The organism is Kitasatospora sp. NPDC059747, assembly GCF_042732955.1.
Classification (GTDB): domain Bacteria; phylum Actinomycetota; class Actinomycetes; order Streptomycetales; family Streptomycetaceae; genus Kitasatospora.
Genome location: NZ_JBHWGV010000056.1, coordinates 17,335 through 34,894 on the forward strand (window position 1 = coordinate 17,335; position 17,560 = coordinate 34,894).

The 17,560-nt window shown below is 73.4% G+C and carries 18 protein-coding genes; 13 read left to right on the plus strand and 5 right to left on the minus strand.

Going from position 1 to position 17,560, the window contains the following annotated elements; translation table 11 throughout:
• Window positions 1–66 precede the first annotated feature (66 nt).
• On the minus strand, window positions 67–936 hold the full coding sequence (locus ACFV4G_RS23880) for a 3-hydroxybutyryl-CoA dehydrogenase (RefSeq protein WP_380443584.1): 870 nt from the start codon (window positions 934–936) through the stop codon (window positions 67–69).
• Between the two features lie 307 nt (window positions 937–1,243).
• Here ACFV4G_RS23880 and ACFV4G_RS23885 point away from each other — a divergent pair, with 307 nt between their 5' ends.
• On the plus strand, window positions 1,244–2,062 hold the full coding sequence (locus ACFV4G_RS23885; RefSeq protein ID WP_380443586.1) for an SDR family NAD(P)-dependent oxidoreductase: 819 nt from the start codon (window positions 1,244–1,246) through the stop codon (window positions 2,060–2,062).
• Between the two features lie 29 nt (window positions 2,063–2,091).
• Here the strand turns inward: ACFV4G_RS23885 and ACFV4G_RS23890 are convergent, their stop codons facing one another.
• On the minus strand, window positions 2,092–3,078 hold the full coding sequence (locus ACFV4G_RS23890; RefSeq protein ID WP_380443588.1) for a ketopantoate reductase family protein: 987 nt from the start codon (window positions 3,076–3,078) through the stop codon (window positions 2,092–2,094).
• Between the two features lie 40 nt (window positions 3,079–3,118).
• Window positions 3,119–4,015 (minus strand): polysaccharide deacetylase family protein, encoded by an 897-nt coding sequence (locus tag ACFV4G_RS23895; protein WP_380443590.1) that lies wholly within the window; start codon window positions 4,013–4,015, stop codon window positions 3,119–3,121.
• A gap of 237 nt (window positions 4,016–4,252) precedes the next feature.
• Between ACFV4G_RS23895 and ACFV4G_RS23900 the strand changes: the two genes are divergently transcribed.
• Entirely contained in the window at window positions 4,253–5,134 is an 882-nt protein-coding gene (locus ACFV4G_RS23900; RefSeq protein ID WP_380443592.1) for an SAM-dependent methyltransferase, read from the plus strand.
• 144 nt (window positions 5,135–5,278) lie between these two features.
• Entirely contained in the window at window positions 5,279–5,824 is a 546-nt protein-coding gene (locus tag ACFV4G_RS23905; RefSeq protein WP_380443594.1) for an HD domain-containing protein, read from the plus strand.
• A gap of 1 nt (window position 5,825) precedes the next feature.
• Here the strand turns inward: ACFV4G_RS23905 and ACFV4G_RS23910 are convergent, their stop codons facing one another.
• Both ACFV4G_RS23910 and ACFV4G_RS23915 read right to left on the minus strand, forming a co-directional pair.
• Window positions 5,826–6,200, minus strand: coding sequence for an RNA-binding S4 domain-containing protein (locus ACFV4G_RS23910; protein ID WP_380443596.1), 375 nt, complete (start codon window positions 6,198–6,200; stop codon window positions 5,826–5,828).
• 23 nt (window positions 6,201–6,223) lie between these two features.
• On the minus strand, window positions 6,224–6,637 hold the full coding sequence (locus tag ACFV4G_RS23915; protein WP_380443598.1) for a VOC family protein: 414 nt from the start codon (window positions 6,635–6,637) through the stop codon (window positions 6,224–6,226).
• 84 nt (window positions 6,638–6,721) lie between these two features.
• Here ACFV4G_RS23915 and ACFV4G_RS23920 point away from each other — a divergent pair, with 84 nt between their 5' ends.
• The 10 genes from ACFV4G_RS23920 (at window position 6,722) to ACFV4G_RS23965 (ending at window position 17,101) form a co-directional block, all read left to right on the plus strand.
• Window positions 6,722–7,924: a methyltransferase gene (locus ACFV4G_RS23920; RefSeq protein ID WP_380443600.1), complete on the plus strand. Its 1,203-nt coding sequence runs from the start codon at window positions 6,722–6,724 to the stop codon at window positions 7,922–7,924.
• Between the two features lie 104 nt (window positions 7,925–8,028).
• Window positions 8,029–9,057: an N-acetyl-gamma-glutamyl-phosphate reductase gene (argC, locus tag ACFV4G_RS23925; protein WP_380443602.1), complete on the plus strand. Its 1,029-nt coding sequence runs from the start codon at window positions 8,029–8,031 to the stop codon at window positions 9,055–9,057.
• Window positions 9,058–9,080: 23 nt separating this feature from the next.
• Window positions 9,081–10,241 carry a bifunctional glutamate N-acetyltransferase/amino-acid acetyltransferase ArgJ gene (argJ, locus tag ACFV4G_RS23930; protein WP_380443651.1) on the plus strand — a complete coding sequence of 387 codons (1,161 nt, stop codon included), beginning with the start codon at window positions 9,081–9,083 and terminating at the stop codon, window positions 10,239–10,241.
• Between the two features lie 114 nt (window positions 10,242–10,355).
• Complete coding sequence (gene argB / locus ACFV4G_RS23935) at window positions 10,356–11,288, plus strand: acetylglutamate kinase (protein WP_380443604.1); 933 nt, start codon at window positions 10,356–10,358, stop codon at window positions 11,286–11,288.
• A complete protein-coding gene (locus ACFV4G_RS23940; RefSeq protein WP_380443606.1) occupies window positions 11,285–12,496 on the plus strand; it encodes an acetylornithine transaminase in 1,212 nt (403 codons plus the stop codon). Before argB ends, ACFV4G_RS23940 begins: the two co-directional genes overlap by 4 nt.
• A 17-nt stretch (window positions 12,497–12,513) precedes the next feature.
• On the plus strand, window positions 12,514–13,062 hold the full coding sequence (locus ACFV4G_RS23945) for an arginine repressor (RefSeq protein ID WP_329928713.1): 549 nt from the start codon (window positions 12,514–12,516) through the stop codon (window positions 13,060–13,062).
• A 157-nt stretch (window positions 13,063–13,219) separates the two neighbouring features.
• Window positions 13,220–14,413, plus strand: coding sequence for an argininosuccinate synthase (locus ACFV4G_RS23950; RefSeq protein WP_380443608.1), 1,194 nt, complete (start codon window positions 13,220–13,222; stop codon window positions 14,411–14,413).
• 51 nt (window positions 14,414–14,464) lie between these two features.
• The gene (argH, locus tag ACFV4G_RS23955) at window positions 14,465–15,889 is read left to right on the plus strand and encodes an argininosuccinate lyase (protein ID WP_380443610.1); all 1,425 of its coding nucleotides are present in this window, start codon (window positions 14,465–14,467) and stop codon (window positions 15,887–15,889) included.
• Between the two features lie 109 nt (window positions 15,890–15,998).
• Window positions 15,999–16,256: a hypothetical protein gene (locus ACFV4G_RS23960; RefSeq protein ID WP_380443612.1), complete on the plus strand. Its 258-nt coding sequence runs from the start codon at window positions 15,999–16,001 to the stop codon at window positions 16,254–16,256.
• Window positions 16,257–16,597: 341 nt separating this feature from the next.
• The gene (locus ACFV4G_RS23965; RefSeq protein WP_380443614.1) at window positions 16,598–17,101 is read left to right on the plus strand and encodes a GNAT family N-acetyltransferase; all 504 of its coding nucleotides are present in this window, start codon (window positions 16,598–16,600) and stop codon (window positions 17,099–17,101) included.
• Window positions 17,102–17,560 lie beyond the last annotated feature (459 nt).

Below are 17,560 nucleotides of genomic sequence, written 5' to 3' on the forward strand. Positions count from 1 at the left end.
GGGGCGCGCCGGCCCCCCGCGCCCGCCCCCGCCCGCGCCCCCCCGTTCGAGGGTCGGCGCGACGGCTCAGACGCTCGCGGTGTAGTCGTAGAAGCCGCGGCCGGACTTGCGGCCGAGCAGACCGGCGTCGACCATCCGGGACAGCAGCGGGGGAGCGGCGTACAGCGGCTCCTTGTACTCGTCGTACATCGACTCGGCGATCGACACGATGGTGTCCAGGCCGATCAGGTCGCACAGCCGCAGCGGGCCCATCGGGTGGGCGCAGCCGGCCTCCATGCCCTTGTCGATGTCGGAGGCGGTGGCCACGCCCGACTCGAACATCCGCACCGCGGACAGCAGGTACGGCACCAGCAGGGCGTTGACGACGAAGCCGGCCCGGTCGCGGGCGCGGATCGGCTCCTTGCCGAGCACCTCGGTGGCGAAGGCCTCGACCCGCTCGGTGGTGGCGCCCGAGGTGGTCAGGGTCGGGATGACCTCGACCAGCTTCTGCACCGGCGCCGGGTTGAAGAAGTGCAGACCGATGACCTGCTCGGGCCGCGAGGTGGCGGCGGCCAGCTTGACGATCGGGATCGACGAGGTGTTGGAGGCGAGGATCGCGTCGCGGCGCTGGACCACCTGGTCCAGGGTCTGGAAGATCTGGACCTTGATGTCCTCGCGCTCGGCGACCGCCTCGACGACCAGGTCGCGGTCGGCGAAGTCGGCCAGGTCGGTGGTGAAGGACAGCCGGGCCAGGGCCTCGTCCCGCTGCTCGGGCGCCAGCTTGCCGCGCTTGACCGCCGTCTCCAGGGAGTTGGTCAGCCGGGTGCGGCCGAACTCCAGGGCCTCCCCGCTGGCCTCGGACACCAGGACGTCCAGCCCGGCCCGGGCGAAGACCTCCGCGATGCCCGACCCCATCAGGCCGCAGCCGATCACTCCGACGCGCGCGATGTCACTCACTAGTTGCCCTTCGGTGGTGCTGGGGGTCGCCCAGCGACAGGTGGCCCAGCGTGGCGCTGGTCGGCCCAGCGGTGCTGCTGGACTACGGGCCGGTGTGCCGGAATGGGTGCACCGGTGCACCGTCCCGACGACGTTACTACTCCCTACCGGCCAGTAGGTCACCCCCTCCCCGGCCCGGTGCCGCGCCCGGCACCACGCACCCGAACGGGTGACGGCGCTCCGCCCGCCCGTGCGCCCGGACCCGCGGCCGCCCGGCGCCCGACAGAATGCCGCAGACGGGGGCCGGGGACGGACGAGGGAGCGCGCAGTGCCGACGGGATCGCTCACGGGGCAGGTCGCCCTGGTCACCGGAGCCGGCCGCGGGATCGGCCGCGAGATCGCCATCGGGCTCGCCGCCGAGGGCATGGCCGTCGGCCTGGTCGGCCGCACCCACGCGACGCTCACCGACACGCTCAAGGAGTGCGTCCGGCACGGCTCGCGCGGCGTCGCCGTGACGGCCGACGTCACCCGCCCCGGCTCGGTGCGCGAGGCCGTCCGGCTCGTCGAGCGCGACCTCGGCCCGGTCGACCTGCTGGTCAACAACGCCGGGCAGGTGGACCGCACCGAGGCCCCGATCTGGGAGACCGACCCCAACCAGTGGTGGCAGGTCGTCGAGACCAACCTGCGCGGCCCCTACAACCTCCTGCGCTGCGTCCTGCCCGGCATGGTCGAGCGCCGCCGCGGCCGCGTCGTCAACCTCAACTCCGGCTTCGCGCTGCGCCCGGACGGCCACTACACCGCGTACGCGACGTCCAAGGGCGCGCTGCTCAAGCTCTCCGACAACATGGCGGACTCGCTCGCCGAGCACGGCGTCGTCGTGCTCGACATCAGCCCCGGTGCGGTGGCCACCGACATGACGGCCGGGATGCCGATGTTCCGGGACATGAAGGCCTGGGGCTCGATCCCGTACATGGTCGCGGTCACCGTCGACGCGGCGCGGGGCCGGTTCGACGCGCTGCACGGACGCTTCATCCACGCCGGGCGCGACGACCTGGCGGAGCTCGTCCGCCGCGCGGAGGAGATCCGCGGGACGGACGCGAGGACGCTGCGGCTGCGCCCGTACAAGGACGACGACCCGATGGCCTGAGGCCTTCGGCGGCCCGCCCGGGGCCGGGCTCAGACCGCGGCGAGCTCCTCGTCGGTCAGGCTGCCCGGCGCCCGGCCGGTGCGGGCGAACTCCTCGGCCAGCCGCTGGAACGCCTCGTTGGCCGGCGTCGGCACCCCGTGCAGCCGTCCGAGCAGCACGATCTCGCCGTTCAGGTAGTCCGTCTCGATCGAGCCCGCCCCGCGCGCCAGGCTCTGCCAGGTCGAGCTGCCGCCGCGCGGGGCCCCCTCGACCGGCTCGATCCGCAGCGTCGCGTCGACCAGCCGGACCATCTCCTCCGGGTCGTGGTGCGCGATCCCGGCGGCGGCCAGCACGGCCGCGCCCTCCGCCGTCAGGCGCCGGTACAGTCCGCGGCGCAGCTCGCCCTCGTACGGGCCGGCGACGGCGTTCAGGGCGTTGCCGAGGTTGCCGAGCAGCTTGGTGTACTTCCAGCCCATCACGTCGGCCTCGACCGGGGCACTGAAGCCCGCCCGCTCCAGGTCCGCGGCGATCCGGGCGGCCCGCCCGCCGGCGCCCGCGGGGTAGGCGCCGATCCGCAGCACCCCGCTGACGGGCGTGCCGCCGGCGCTGACCCGCCCCGGCTCCAGGTGGGTGGACGGCATCCAGACGCACACCGCCAGCACCTCGCGGAAGCGGCGCAGCGCGAGCCGCTCGTTCTCCACCCCGTTCTGCGCGCACACCACCGGCAGCTGCTCGCCCGCCGTGCCGCCGCCGGCGACCGGGCGCGGCGCCCACGCGGCCAGCGCGCCGGCGGTGTCCTGCGTCTTGACGGCGAGCACCAGGACGTCGTCCGGGCGCAGCTCCAGCTCCTCCGGCCCGGACACGGCCGGGACCGGCAGCGTCCGGGTGCCGTCCGGTGCGCCGAACGTCAGCCCGTGCTCGCGCAGCGCCGCGAAGTGCGCTCCCCGCGCGACCAGCACGACGTCGCGCCCGCTCTCGTGCAGCCGGGCACCGATCGTGCCGCCGACCGCGCCCGCCCCGATGATGATGTAGCGCATGCGCGAAGCATGGCACGCCGGTGGTGCGCCGGGGGCCGGGTCAGGCGCAGAGCTGACTGGCGGTCACCGGGCCGAGGCCGGCCTTGGCGAGGCCGTCCAGGATGGCCGGCAGGGCGTCCACCGTGCACTGGTGGCCCATGTGCAGCGCGACCACCGAGCCGCCGCGCACCGAGTTGAGGATCCGCCGCTGCAACTCGGCGGCGGACGGGTCGGCGTAGTCGCGCGGGTCCACGTCGAAGGAGAGCACGTGCTCGTAGCCGACGGCCTTCGCCTGCTCGCGCACCATCGGCGTCGCGTACTGGGCGGCGGACGGGCGGAACCAGCGGCCGATCGAGCCGGTGAGGCGCTGCAGCCGCTCCGCGCACTGGGCGATCTCGGCACGGGCCTGGTCGGGGCTCATCGCGGAGATGTTGAGGTGGTTCTGGGTGTGGTTGCCCAGCTCGTGGCCGCCGTCGAGGATGCGCCGGGCCATCTGCGGCTGCTGGTCGAGCCAGCTGCCGACGGCCATGACGGTCAGCTTGGCGCCGCGCTGCTCGGCGATCTCCAGCAGGGCGGTGGCGAGCTTCGGGTCGCCGCTGCCGTGGAACGTCAGCGCCACGTTCTTGCCGGTGCGCGGCCCGTACGCGACCTCCAGCGGGGTGCCGGGGGCGAGCGGCGGCAGCACGGGCGGGGCGGGCGGCGCGGTGGCGGTGGCGGTGGGCTGCGGCGCGGCCGGATCGGGGGAGGCCGGGCCCTCGCCGCCGTTCCACGCGGGGTCCGTGGTGTGCTGCGGATCGCCGTGCTGCTGCGGGTCGACGTTGCCCGGGTGCACGGCGAGCGAGCCCGGGTCGGCGCGGCGGGGCGCGCCGCTCCCGCACGCGGTGAGGACCCCGCCGGCGGCGGAGAGGGCGGCGAGTTTGGCGGCGGTGCGCAGTACGGCGCGGCGATCGGCAGTCATCGGCAGCCAGCATAGAGACGACGCGCCGGGGCGGCGATCCGGGAACACGCGCGTTGACACCCTGTTTGACGTGCACACACACCTCTCGGTGGGGGCTGCGTAAACCTGAACTCGCCGTGTTTCCACGGCGTGTCGTCGGATACGATCCGGTCGCACCGCGTGCTACGGGGGCGGGGCACCACCGCGGCGGGGCGTTCCCGCCGCGGGAAGCGCAGTGAGCAATGGGGGCGGAACGACATGCACGAGGACACGGCGGACACGGCGACCGGCGGTTCGGACTGGGACTGGGTCGGGGCGGAGGACTGGCAGCCGCCGACCGAGCTCGACACCGGGATACCCCACACCGCCCGGATGTACGACTACTACCTGGGCGGCAAGGACAACTTCGAGGCCGACCGCAAGGCCGCCGAGGCCGCCATCGCCGCCTACCCGGCGCTGCCGCTGCTGGCCCGCACCAACCGGGAATTCCTCGGCCGCGCGGTCGAGTTCGCGGCCGGCCGGGGCATCCGGCAGTTCGTCGACATCGGCACCGGCATCCCCGCCGCGGGCTCGACCAGCGAGGTCGCGCGGAAGGTCGCCCCGGACGCGCACGTCGTGTACGTCGACAACGACCCGATCGTCGCCACCCACGCCCGCGCGCTGCTGGCCGGCCACCCCGCCGGGCACACCTCGGTCATCGAGGCCGACCTGCGCGACCCCGAGGCGATCCTCGGCCACCCGGCCCTGCGCGCCGCCGTCGACCTGGCCGAGCCGGTCGCGCTGATGCTGGTGGCCGTCCTGCACTTCGTCCGCGACGAGGAGGGCGCGCAGAAGATCGTCGCCACCCTGCGCGACGCGCTCGCCCCCGGCAGCGCCCTGATCCTCTCCCACGGCAGCCCCGACTTCGCCTCGCGGCAGAGCGTGGACGAGGGCGCCCGCATCTACAAGGGCGCGAGCGCCCCGCTGGTGCTGCGTCCGCGCGCGAGCGTCGAACCCTTCTTCGGCGACTTCGAGTTCGCCGGCCCCGGCCTCGTCCAGCTCCCGCTCTGGCGCCCCACCGCCGGCCACGTCTCCACCACCGACCTCCCCGAAGGCTGGCAGGACGTGTCCGCGTACGCGGGCGTCGCGTTCAAGAAATAGCCGTCTCCCCGAGCACCTCCGCAGGTCGGATCGCGGGCGGGCCCCGGCACCCCCCTCCCGGCGCCGGGACCCTCCCGCACTCACTGCTCCGCACACTAGACGGCAGCACTGACAACGCCTCACCCGTACGGGTTAGCCTGCGGCGTGACCCCAGCACTGCCGCCCCTGCCCCCGGCCGTCGTCGACCTCCTGGACGCCCTCGACGCCCCGCCCCGGCTGCGCGCGCATCTCGCGCTCGTCCACGAAGTCGCCGTGACGATCGCCGACCACTGCGCCGCCACCGGCCTGGACCTCGACCGCGAGGCGCTGCTGTACGGCGCCGCCACCCACGACATCGGCAAGACCGTCCACCCCGAGGAGCTCTCCGGCCCCGGCTCGGCCCACGAGCCCGCCGGCCACGCACTGCTGCGCGAGCGCGGCGTCCCCGAGCGGCTGGCCCGCTTCGCCCGCAGCCACGCCAGCTGGGGCGAGCCGGGCGTCACCGTCGAGGAGCTGCTGGTCGGCCTGGCCGACAAGGCGTGGAAGAACAGCCGGGTCCGCGACCTGGAGGACCGCGTGGTCGAGCGCCTCGCGACCGCCACCGGCCGCGCGCCCTGGGAGGTGTTCCTCGACCTCGACGACCTGCTCACCCGGATCGGCGACGACGCCCCGCGCCGGCTCGCCGTGCAGGCCGCGTACCCCGTCCGGTAGCTCAGCGCCCGCGCAGCTCGTCGAGGTCGCGGCGCTCGCGCTTGGTGGGGCGTCCGGCGCCGCGGTCGCGCTCGAAGAACGGGGCGACGAGCTCGCGCGGCGGGCGGGGCGGGCTCTGGTCGGTGAGGCACTCGGCCGCCACGGACGCCCCGACCCGCTTGCGGATCGGCTTGCGCACCACGACGACCCGCTCGTACCCCCCCTCGCGGACCCGCACCTCGTCGCCCGCCCGCAGCGGCTGGGCCGGCTTGGCCCGCTCGCCGTTCACGCGGACGTGCCCCGCCCGGCAGGCGGCCGCCGCCAGCGCGCGCGTCTTCACGAGCCGGACCGACCAGATCCAGCTGTCCACGCGGACGCTTCCCTCGTCTTCAGCCATTCCGGAAGTCTAGGACCATGGCTCTATGCAGCGCGTACGGCCGCCGGCGCCTCCTGGACGGCCCAGCCGTTCCCGTCCGGATCGTTGAAGAACACGAACGAGTTCCAGGCCTCGCCGTGCCCGTTCACCCGCACCCCGGCCTCGAAGTGCTGCACCGGGCTGACCTCCACGCCGCGCGCCGCCAGTTCGGCGTGCGCCTTGTCGATGTCCGCCACCACCAGCTGCAGGCCCTTGACGGACCCGGGCGGTGCCTCGATCACGCCCTTGCCGACGACGATCGAGCACCGGGAGCCCGGTGGCGTCAGCTGCACCACCCGGACCCCGTCGCGCAGCCGGGTGTCGTGATCGACGGTGAAGCCGGCCTGCTCCTCGTAGAACACCTTCGCGCGGTCCACGTCCGCCACCGGGAGCACGACCACTTCGAGCTTCCAGTCCATCGCCCTCACCCCTCTCGGTCGGGGCTCTTCCAGTATCCGTCCGAATCCGTTCCCCGTCGGCTCGTCGGCTAGCCTGAGAAGACGATGAATCCCCAGAGCACGCCCGCCGCCACAGCGCCGTTCACCACCCCGTTCGGCACCTTCGACCTCACCAGGTACCCCGAGGACCCGCGCGAGCGGCTGCGCGCCTGGGACGCCGCCGACGAGTACCTGCTGCGCCACCTCGCCGGCGAGGCCGACAGCGCCGGCGGCACCGCCACCGAGCTGGCCGGCCGCCGCGTCGCCGTCCTCGGCGACCGCTGGGGCGCCCTGGCCACCGCGCTGGCCGCGCACCGGCCCGTGCAGATCGGCGACTCCCACCTCGGCCGCGAGGCCACCCGCGCCAACCTCGCCCGCGCCGGCGCCCCCGCCGACCCGGACCGGCTGCTCACCACCCGGGACACCCCGCCGGAGCGGATCGACGTCCTGCTGGTGCGCGTCCCCAAGAGCCTCGCCCTGCTGGAGGACCAGCTGCACCGGCTCGCCCCCGCCGTCCACCCCGGCACGGTCGTGATCGGCACGGGCATGGTCACCGAGATCCACACCTCCACCCTCGAACTCTTCGAGAAGGTCCTCGGCCCCACCCGCACCTCGCTGGCCGTCCGCAAGGCCCGGCTGATCTTCTGCACCCCCGACCCGGCGCTCGACCCCGGCCCCAACCCGTGGCCGCACCGCTACGCCCTGCCCGCCGACATCGGCCCGGTCTCCGGGCGCACGGTCGTCAACCACGCCGGCACCTTCTGCGCCGAGCGCCTCGACATCGGCACCCGCTTCTTCCTCGGCCACCTGCCGGTTCCCGCCCCCGGCGACCGCGTGGTCGACCTGGGCTGCGGCAACGGCGTGGTAGGCACCGCCGCCGCCCTGGCGGGCCCGGGCGCCGAACTGCTCTTCGTCGACGAGTCCCACCAGGCCGTCGCCTCCGCCGAGGAGACGTTCCGGGCGAACCTCGGCACCGAGGCCAGGGCCGAGTTCCTGACGGCGGACGCGCTCGCGCCCGGGGTGATCGCCCCCGGCTCGGTGGACCTCGTCCTGAACAACCCCCCGTTCCACTCGCACCAGGCGACCACCGACGCCACCGCGTGGCGGATGTTCACCGGCGCCCGCCGCGCCCTGCGCCCGGGCGGCGAGCTCTGGGTGGTCGGCAACCGCCACCTCGGCTACCACGTCAAGCTGCGCCGCCTGTTCGGCAACTGCCAACTCGTGGCCGGGAACCCCAAGTTCGTGGTGCTGCGAGCCGTCAAGCGCTGAGCCCGGCCGACCGCCCGCCGGTCCCGGCGGGTGGTCTCCGCACATACTCCTTGCATGAATGTTCCGTGCTGCGTATATTCATGCCACGACCAAGGAGGAACGCCATGGCATTGCGAGTCGCCGTCGCCGGCGCGAGCGGATACGCGGGCGGCGAGGTGCTGCGCCTGCTGCTCGGCCACCCCGAGATGGAGATCGGGGCGCTGACCGGCGGATCGAACGCCGGTACGAGGCTGGGTGCGCTGCAGCCGCACCTGATCCCGCTCGCCGACCGTGTCCTGGAGCCCACCACCCCCGAGGTGCTGGCCGACCACGACGTGGTGTTCCTCGCGCTGCCGCACGGCCAGTCCGCGGCGGTCGCCGAGGCGCTCGGCCCGAACGTGCTGGTCGTCGACTGCGGCGCCGACTTCCGGCTCAAGGCCGCCGCCGACTGGGAGCAGTTCTACGGCTCCGCGCACGCCGGCACCTGGCCCTACGGCCTGCCCGAACTGCCCGGCCACCGGGCCGCGTTGAAGGGCAGCAACCGGATCGCCGTGCCCGGCTGCTACCCGACGGCCGTCTCGCTCGCGCTGTTCCCGGCCTACGCCGCCGGGCTCGCCGAGCCCGAGGCCGTCGTGGTCGCCGCCTCCGGCACCTCCGGCGCGGGCAAGGCGGCCAAGACGCACCTGCTCGGCAGCGAGGTCATGGGCAACGTGAGCCCGTACGGCGTCGGCGGCGTGCACCGGCACACCCCCGAGATGGCGCAGAACCTCAGCCCGCTCGCGGGCGAGCCGGTCACCGTCTCCTTCACGCCCACGCTCGTCCCGATGCCGCGCGGCATCCTCGCGACCTGCTCCGCCAAGGCCCGCCCCGGCGTGACGGCCGAGGGACTGCGCGCCGCCTACGCCGAGGCGTACGGGACCGAGCCGTTCGTCCACCTGCTGCCCGAGGGCCAGTGGCCGCAGACCAGCAGCGTGTACGGCGCCAACACCGCCCTCGTCCAGGTCGCCCTGGACCCGGCCGCCGGGCGGATCATCGCGATCAGCGCGATCGACAACCTCGTCAAGGGCACCGCCGGCGGCGCGGTGCAGAGCATGAACATCGCCCTCGGCCTGCCCGAGGACCTGGGCCTTCCCCTGAACGGAGTCGCACCGTGACCAGTCCCGCCGTGACCAGTCCTGTGGGCGTCGGAGTGACGGCCGCCAAGGGCTTCCGCGCCGCCGGGGTCACCGCCGGCATCAAGGCCTCCGGCACCCCTGACCTCGCCCTCGTCGTCAACGACGGCCCCTCGTTCGCCGCCGCCGGCGTGTTCACCGCGAACCGCGTCAAGGCCGCGCCCGTCCTGTGGTCCGAGCAGGTCCTCAAGGGCGGCCTGGTCTCCGCCGTCGTCCTCAACTCCGGTGGCGCCAACGCCTGCACCGGCCCGCTCGGCTTCCAGGACACCCACGCCACCGCCGAGAAGGCGGCCGAGGAGCTGAAGGTCAACGCGGCCGAGGTCGCCGTCGCCTCCACCGGCCTGATCGGCGTCCGCCTGCCGATGGACATCCTGCTGCCCGGCGTCGCCCTGGCCGCCCAGGAGCTCAGCGCGACCGGCGGCGAGGCCGCCGCGATCGCCATCAAGACCACCGACACCGTCCACAAGACCGCCCAGGTCACCAGCCCGGCCGGCTGGACGGTCGGCGGCATGGCCAAGGGCGCGGGCATGCTCGCCCCGAGCCTCGCCACCATGCTGGTCGTGCTCACCACCGACGCCGTCGCCGACGCCGCCGCCCTCGACGCGGCCCTGCGCGGCGCCACCCGCACCACCTTCGACCGGATCGACTCCGACGGCTGCATGTCGACCAACGACACCGTGCTGCTGCTCGCCTCCGGAGCCTGCGGCGTCACCCCGGACGCGGCCGAGTTCGCCGAGGCCGTCCGCACCGTCAGCGCCGACCTCGCCCGCCAGCTGATCTCCGACGCCGAGGGCGCGAGCAAGGACATCCGGATCGACGTCACCGGCGCCGCCACCGAGGACGAGGCCGTCGACGTCGCCCGCACGATCGGCCGCAACAACCTGCTCAAGTGCGCCATCCACGGCGAGGACCCCAACTGGGGCCGGGTGCTGGCCGCGATCGGCACCACCAGCGCCGCCTTCGACCCCGACGCGCTGGACGTCGCCATCAACGGCGTCTGGGTCTGCAAGGACGGCGGCGTCGGCGAGGACCGCGACCTCGTGGACATGAGCGGCCGGGACGTCGTCATCACCGCGAACCTCAACGCCGGTACGGCGAGCGCCTCGCTGTGGACCAACGACCTGACGGCCGACTACGTTCACGAGAACAGCGCCTACTCGACCTGACCGGCGTCACTTCGCCCACGCCATCCTGGTCCGCGCAACCCGAGCCGCGGCATCCGTTCCGCGCCATCCTCCCCAGCCTCTGGCCGGGGGGACCCCCATCGACGAGGGAAACCCGTGCAGATCGCACCCAAGGGCGAACAGGCCCGCAACAACACCGCGTTGCCGAAGGCCATAACGCTGATCGAGGCGCTGCCGTGGCTGGAGCGCTTCCACGGCAAGACCGTCGTGATCAAGTTCGGCGGCAACGCGATGGTCGACGACAGCCTCAAGGCGGCCTTCGCCCAGGACGTCGTCTTCCTCCGCTACGCCGGCCTGCACCCCGTCGTCGTGCACGGCGGCGGCCCGCAGATCAGCGCCCAGCTGGACAAGCTCGGCCTGGAGTCCAGCTTCACCAACGGCCTGCGCGTCACCACCCCCGAGACCATGGACGTCGTCCGGATGGTGCTCGCCGGGCAGGTGCAGCGCGAACTGGTCGGCCTGCTCAACGAGCACGGCCCGTTCGCCGTCGGCATGACCGGCGAGGACGCGCACACCATGACGGCCGTCAAGCGCTACGCGGTGGTGGACGGCGAGCAGGTCGACATCGGCCTGGTCGGCGACATCGTCAACATCGAGGCCGGCGCGGTGAAGGCGCTCATCGCCGACGGCCGCATCCCGGTCATCTCCTCGATCGCGCGCGGCACCGACGGCCACGTCTACAACATCAACGCCGACACCGCCGCCTCCGCCCTCGCGGTCGCGCTCGGCGCCGAGATGCTGGTCGTCCTCACCGACGTCGAGGGCCTGTACAAGGACTGGCCCGACTCCGACGACGTGATCAGCCAGCTCGGCGCAAGCGAGCTGGAGGCGCTGCTGCCCGGCCTGGCCAGCGGCATGCTCCCCAAGATGGAGGGCTGCCTGCGCGCCGTCCGCTCCGGCGTGGGCACCGCCAGGGTGCTGGACGGCCGGGTGCCGCACAGCCTCCTGCTGGAGATCTTCACCGACGAGGGCATCGGCACGATGGTCGTGCCGGACGACGAACCGACCGTGACCGGGGGACTGGCATGACGCACAACGAGCAGCTCGCCGAGCGCTGGCAGCACGCCTTCACCGACAACTACGGCACCCCGCGCATCCCGCTGGTCCGCGGCGAGGGCGCCAAGCTGTGGGACGCGGACGGCAAGCAGTACACCGACCTGCTCGGCGGCATCGCCGTCAACGCCCTCGGCACCGCCCACCCGGCCGTCGTCGAGGCCGTGAGCCGGCAGATCGCCACCCTCGGCCACGTCTCCAACCTCTTCATGGCCGAGCCGACCATCGCCCTCGCCGAGCGGCTGCTGGAGCTGGACGGCCGCGAGGGCGGCCGGGTGTTCTTCTGCAACTCCGGCGCCGAGGCCAACGAGGCCGCGTTCAAGATCAGCCGCCGCACCGGCCGCACCCACCTGGTCGCCCTGGAGGGCGGCTTCCACGGCCGGACGATGGGCGCGCTCGCGCTCACCGGCCAGCCCGCCAAGCAGGACCCGTTCCGCCCGCTGCCCGGCGACGTCACCCACGTCCCGTTCGGCGACGTCGAGGCGCTGCGCGCGGCCGTCACCACCGAGACCGCCGCCGTCTTCCTGGAGCCCATCCAGGGCGAGAACGGCGCGATCCCGCTGCCCGAGGGCTACCTGCTCGCCGCGCGCGAGATCACCCGGGCCACCGGCACGCTGCTCGTCCTGGACGAGATCCAGACCGGCGTCGGCCGCACCGGGCACTGGTTCGCCCACCAGGCCGTCGAGGGCGTCGAGCCGGACGTCGTCACCCTCGCCAAGGCGCTCGGCGGCGGCCTGCCGATGGGCGCGGTGCTCGCCTTCGGGCCGGCCGCCGAGCTGCTCACCCCGGGCCAGCACGGCACCACGTTCGGCGGCAACCCGGTGGCCGCGGCGGCCGGGCTCGCGGTGCTCGACACGATCGAGTCCGAGGGCCTCCTGGAGCACGTCCGCAAGATCGGCGACCGGCTGCGCCAGGGCGTCGAGGCGCTCGGCGACCCGCTGGTCTCGCACGTGCGCGGCGCCGGCCTGCTGCTCGGCATCGTGCTCACCGAGCCGGTGTCCGCGCAGGTCCAGGCCGTCGCGCAGGAGGCCGGGTTCCTGGTCAACGCCGCCGTCCCGGACGCCGTCCGGCTCGTTCCGCCGCTCGTGCTGACCGAGCAGGAGGCGGACGCCTTCCTCGCGGCGCTGCCCGGCATCCTCCGATCGGTGCGCGAGGGCGCCCCGGCCGATGCGAGCCGACGGTAGTCCGGGAGAATAATCACATGACCGCTTCCAACCCCGGCCCGTCCGCCGCCGGCCCGACGCCGCAGGTGCCGCAGACCCGCACCGCGCGCCACCGCCGGATCGTGGACCTGCTCACCCGCCAGCCCGTGCGCTCGCAGAGCCAGCTCGCCAAGCTGCTCGCCGACGACGGACTCGTGGTGACCCAGGCCACCCTCTCCCGGGACCTGGACGAGCTGGGCGCGGTCAAGATCCGCAACCGGGACGGCGCGCTCATCTACGCCGTCCCGGCCGAGGGCGGCGACCGCACGCCGCGAGCCCCGATGGGGGAGTCGGCCAGCGAGGGCCGGATGGCCCGGCTGGCCGGCGAGCTCATGGTCTCCGCCACCGCCTCCGGCAACCTGGTCGTGCTGCGCACCCCGCCGGGCGCCGCGCAGTTCCTCGCCTCGGCGATCGACCAGGCCGAGGTGTTCGAGATCATCGGCACGATCGCGGGCGACGACACCGTCCTGCTGATCAGCCGGGACCCGTCGGGCGGGCAGGCGCTCGCCGACCACCTCATGCAACTCGCCCAGGCGAAGGCGCAGTAACGCGTCCGACCCCGCACGACCCGCGCAGGACCCCTCAGCCCCGGCCGGTGGAGCACTCCACCGGCCGGGGTTTTGTGTTTCATACGGCGTAGTGCATACTTATGCCCATCGCCGCAAACCTGTACGGCCCCGAACGTGGAGTTGAGAGGAGAAAGCCGTGACCGAGCGCGTCATACTCGCCTACTCGGGCGGACTGGACACGTCCGTCTGCATCGGCTGGATCGCCGAGGAGACGGGCGCGGAGGTCATCGCCGTCGCCGTCGACGTCGGCCAGGGCGGCGAGGACCTCGACGTCATCCGTCAGCGCGCGCTGGACTGCGGCGCCGTCGAGGCCGAGGTCGCGGACGCCCGGGACGAGTTCGCCGACGAGTACTGCCTGCCCGCCATCAAGGCCAACGCGCTCTACCAGGGCCAGTACCCGCTGGTCTCCGCGCTCTCCCGGCCGGTCATCGTCAAGCACCTGGCCGCCGCCGCGAAGAAGCACGGCGCCACCACCGTCGCCCACGGCTGCACCGGCAAGGGCAACGACCAGGTCCGCTTCGAGGTCGGCATCAACTCCCTGGCCCCCGGCCTCAGGTGCATCGCCCCGGTCCGCGACTACGCGATGACCCGGGACAAGGCCATCGCCTTCGCCGAGGCCAAGGGCCTGCCGATCGCCACCACCAAGAAGTCGCCGTACTCGATCGACCAGAACGTCTTCGGGCGGGCCGTCGAGACCGGCTTCCTGGAGGACATCTGGAACGCCCCGATCGAGGACGTCTACGAGTACACGCAGGACCCGGCCGCCCCGCGCGAGGCCGACGAGGTCGTCATCACCTTCGAGGCCGGCGTCCCGGTCGCGATCGACGGCCGCAAGGTCACCGTCCTGGAGGCCGTCGAGGAGCTCAACCGGCGGGCGGGCGCCCAGGGCGTCGGCCGGCTGGACCTGGTCGAGGACCGGCTGGTCGGCATCAAGTCCCGGGAGATCTACGAGGCCCCCGGCGCGATCGCCCTGATCACCGCCCACCAGGCCCTGGAGAACGTCACCGTCGAGCGCGAACTCGCCCGCTACAAGCGGCAGGTGGAGCAGCGCTGGGCCGAACTCGTCTACGACGGCCTCTGGTTCTCCCCGCTCAAGCGCGCGCTGGACGGCTTCGTCGACGAGGCCAACCGGTACGTCTGCGGCGACATCCGGATGGTGCTGCACGGCGGCCGGGCCGTCGTCAACGGCCGCAAGTCCGACCAGTCGCTGTACGACTTCAACCTCGCCACGTACGACACCGGCGACACCTTCGACCAGTCGATGTCCAAGGGCTTCATCGAGATCTTCGGGATGTCCTCGAAGCTCGCCGCCCGCCGCGACCTCGCCTGACCCGCCCCGCTAGAGTCCCCCAACACCCGTACCCCGTAAGGAGCCCACGCGATGACCGCCGACCAGAACGCCGACGTCCGCCTCTGGGGCGCGCGCTTCGCCGACGGCCCGTCCGAGGCCCTGGCCAAGCTCTCCGCCTCGGTCCACTTCGACTGGCGCCTCGCGCCCTACGACATCGCCGGTTCCAAGGCCCACGCCCGGGTCCTGCACAAGGCCGGCCTGCTCAGCGCCGAGGAACTCGCCGGCATGCTGGCCGGTCTCGACCAGCTGCTCGCCGACGTCCGGGCCGGTACCTTCACCGGCACCGTCGCCGACGAGGACGTCCACACCGCCCTGGAGCGCGGGCTGCTGGAGCGGCTCGGCGCCGAGCTCGGCGGCAAGCTGCGGGCCGGACGCTCCCGCAACGACCAGATCGCCACGCTGTTCCGGATGTACCTGCGGGACCACGCGAAGACCATCGGCGGACTGCTCCTGGACCTCCAGCACGCCCTGGTCGGGCTGGCCGAGGCGCACCCCGACACCGCGATGCCGGGCCGCACCCACCTCCAGCACGCCCAGCCCGTCCTCTTCGCCCACCACGTCCTCGCGCACGTGCAGGCCCTCGGCCGGGACGCCGAGCGGCTGCGCCAGTGGGACGCCCGCACCGCCGTCTCGCCGTACGGCTCCGGGGCGCTGGCCGGCTCCTCGCTCGGCCTCGACCCGCAGGCCGTCGCCGCTGACCTCGGTTTCGAGGGCGGCTCGGTCGGCAACTCCATCGACGGCACGGCCTCGCGCGACTTCGTCGCCGAGTTCGCGTTCGTGACCGCGATGATCGGCATCAACCTCTCCCGCATCGCGGAGGAGGTGATCATCTGGAACACCAAGGAGTTCGGCTTCATCACGCTGCACGACGCCTTCTCCACCGGTTCCTCGATCATGCCGCAGAAGAAGAACCCGGACATCGCCGAGCTCGCCCGCGGCAAGTCCGGCCGCCTGATCGGCAACCTGACCGGCCTGCTGGCCACCCTCAAGGCGCTGCCGCTCGCCTACAACCGGGACCTCCAGGAGGACAAGGAACCGGTCTTCGACTCCTGCGACACGCTGGAGGTGCTGCTGCCCGCGTTCACCGGGATGATGGCCACCCTCACCGTGCACCGGGAGCGGCTGGAGGAGCTGGCCCCGGCCGGCTTCTCGCTCGCCACCGACATCGCCGAGTGGCTGGTCAAGCAGGGCGTGCCGTTCCGGGTCGCGCACGAGGTGGCCGGCGCCTGCGTCAAGGTGTGCGAGGCGCAGGGCATCGAGCTGTCGGACCTGACGGACGAGCAGTTCGCGTCGATCTCCACGCACCTGACGCCCGAGGTCCGGTCGGTCCTCAGCGTCCACGGCGCGATCGCGTCCCGCAACGGGCGCGGCGGCACGGCGCCGTCCGCGGTGGCCGTGCAGCTCGGCGAGGTGAAGGCGGACCTGGCGGTCCAGCAGGAGTGGGTCCAGGGCTGACTCCTGGTGCAGTGGGGGAGGGGCGCGGCGGACGGACCGCCGCGCCCCCGTCCGTTACGCGCGACCGGCGGGGCGTAACCGGCCGCCGCCCTTACAGGTCAAGCACGGTATGTGTCCCACCCTTCCGACCGTCCCCTCCGCCGAGGACCAGTTCCTCGCCGAGCGCCGCCGCCGCGTCGTCCGCGACGCGGTGGCCGCCCTGCCCGGTCGCTGCCCCCAGCTGGTCGCCGCCCTCGCCGAGGACCCGCCGCCGACGTACCGCGAACTCTCCGCACGCCTCGGCATGCCCCGCGGCTCCATCGGCCCCACCCGCTCCCGCTGCCTCGCCTGCCTCCGCGCCCTCCTCCACACCGAGCGCTACCCATGACGCCCCCCGGGCCGGCCCCACCCCGTCCGGCTCCCGGCCGCCCCTCCCTCCACTCTCGTGACCCTCGCCACGTCCGGTTGTCGTCCCCTCCTCCCGGCCTCCTCCCGGCCCCCTTCCGGCCCCCGCGCGGTCTTCGCGAACCCCGCCGTCCGGCCCCCGGCCGTCCCTCCCTCCACTCGCGTGACCCTCACCACGTCCGGCCGCCAAAAGGTTGAGAGGAGCTGACACCCGGGTAGAGCGCTGGCGAACCCAGCTCTTGACGGTGTCGCGATCACTCGGATACTGAGCGTGAGCGCGTCACCCTCTGCGCGCCGGGCACGACGATGGGGAGGCCCCAGCACATGGGCATGAGCGTGATCATCTCGGCGGCGGACGCCGAGGACGCGGAGCAGATCCTCAAGCTCCAGTACCTCGGCTACCAGGCCGAGGCCGAGCTGTACGGCGACTGGGCGATCGAGCCCCTCACGCAGACTCTGGAGAGCCTGCGCGCCGAACTGTCCGAGCAGCACTTCCTGGTCGCCCGCCTCGGCGACGAGGTCGTCGGCACCGTCCGCGGCCGGGTCGACGACGACGGCATCGGCCGGATAGGGCGTCTGGTCGTCCACCCCCGGATGCAGCGGCACGGCCTCGGAGGCCGCCTCCTGGAGGCGCTGGAGCGCCGCCTGGCCGAGGACGGTGGCCACGTCACCGCCTACCGCCTGTTCACCGGCCACCGCAGCCTCGGGAACCTTCGCCTGTACGCCCGCCAGGGCTACCTGCAGACGGGCGTCGAGCAGGTCAGCGGCAGCCTGAGCTTCGTGCACCTGGAGAAGCCCGTCGCGACGCCGTTCGCCGCGACCGCCTGAACCCTTCGCGCCGCCCCGCGGATTCGGCGCCGCCACGACCAGGACAGCCACGATGCGGCCTGTCCCGAGGCGGCGCCGATTCGCGTTTTTGCAGGTCAAAGCGATTCGTGTCCGCATTGCGGACAGCACATCCAGATAATTGGGCCTCGAACAGCCCATCTGATTTACTGGCTCACATGACTGCGACGACGAATTGGACCCCCACCGGCACCATGCCGGCAGGTGAGCGTGCCATGTGCCGTCGAATGTGTCACTGCTGAGGGCCACCGTCCCCACTCCTCGCGCCCCGAAGCGAGACCCCGGCGCCGCTCCCGTTCGTGTGAGCGTGCCCAGCCTGCCGCACCCCCCTGCGTCCGCATGCCCGCCCACCCGCGGCTGCCGATGACTCGTAAGGGCCACGCCGTCGCGCGGCCCGGCCGCCCAGCGGCCACGATCAAGGGGTGGCAGGTCCGGATCCCC

Excerpts from the sequence above, each read along its gene's own strand:
- ACFV4G_RS23890 (WP_380443588.1), bottom strand. The coding sequence starts at position 3,078 with ATGCGCTACATCATCATCGGGGCGGGCGCGGTCGGCGGCACGATCGGT.
- argH (WP_380443610.1), top strand. The coding sequence starts at position 14,465 with ATGACCGCCGACCAGAACGCCGACGTCCGCCTCTGGGGCGCGCGCTTC.
- ACFV4G_RS23920 (WP_380443600.1), top strand. The coding sequence starts at position 6,722 with ATGAATCCCCAGAGCACGCCCGCCGCCACAGCGCCGTTCACCACCCCG.
- ACFV4G_RS23960 (WP_380443612.1), top strand. The coding sequence starts at position 15,999 with ATGTGTCCCACCCTTCCGACCGTCCCCTCCGCCGAGGACCAGTTCCTC.
- ACFV4G_RS23945 (WP_329928713.1), top strand. The coding sequence starts at position 12,514 with ATGACCGCTTCCAACCCCGGCCCGTCCGCCGCCGGCCCGACGCCGCAG.
- ACFV4G_RS23940 (WP_380443606.1), top strand. The coding sequence starts at position 11,285 with ATGACGCACAACGAGCAGCTCGCCGAGCGCTGGCAGCACGCCTTCACC.
- ACFV4G_RS23900 (WP_380443592.1), top strand. The coding sequence starts at position 4,253 with ATGCACGAGGACACGGCGGACACGGCGACCGGCGGTTCGGACTGGGAC.
- ACFV4G_RS23895 (WP_380443590.1), bottom strand. The coding sequence starts at position 4,015 with ATGACTGCCGATCGCCGCGCCGTACTGCGCACCGCCGCCAAACTCGCC.
- argC (WP_380443602.1), top strand. The coding sequence starts at position 8,029 with ATGGCATTGCGAGTCGCCGTCGCCGGCGCGAGCGGATACGCGGGCGGC.
- ACFV4G_RS23965 (WP_380443614.1), top strand. The coding sequence starts at position 16,598 with ATGGGCATGAGCGTGATCATCTCGGCGGCGGACGCCGAGGACGCGGAG.
- ACFV4G_RS23910 (WP_380443596.1), bottom strand. The coding sequence starts at position 6,200 with ATGGCTGAAGACGAGGGAAGCGTCCGCGTGGACAGCTGGATCTGGTCG.
- ACFV4G_RS23915 (WP_380443598.1), bottom strand. The coding sequence starts at position 6,637 with ATGGACTGGAAGCTCGAAGTGGTCGTGCTCCCGGTGGCGGACGTGGAC.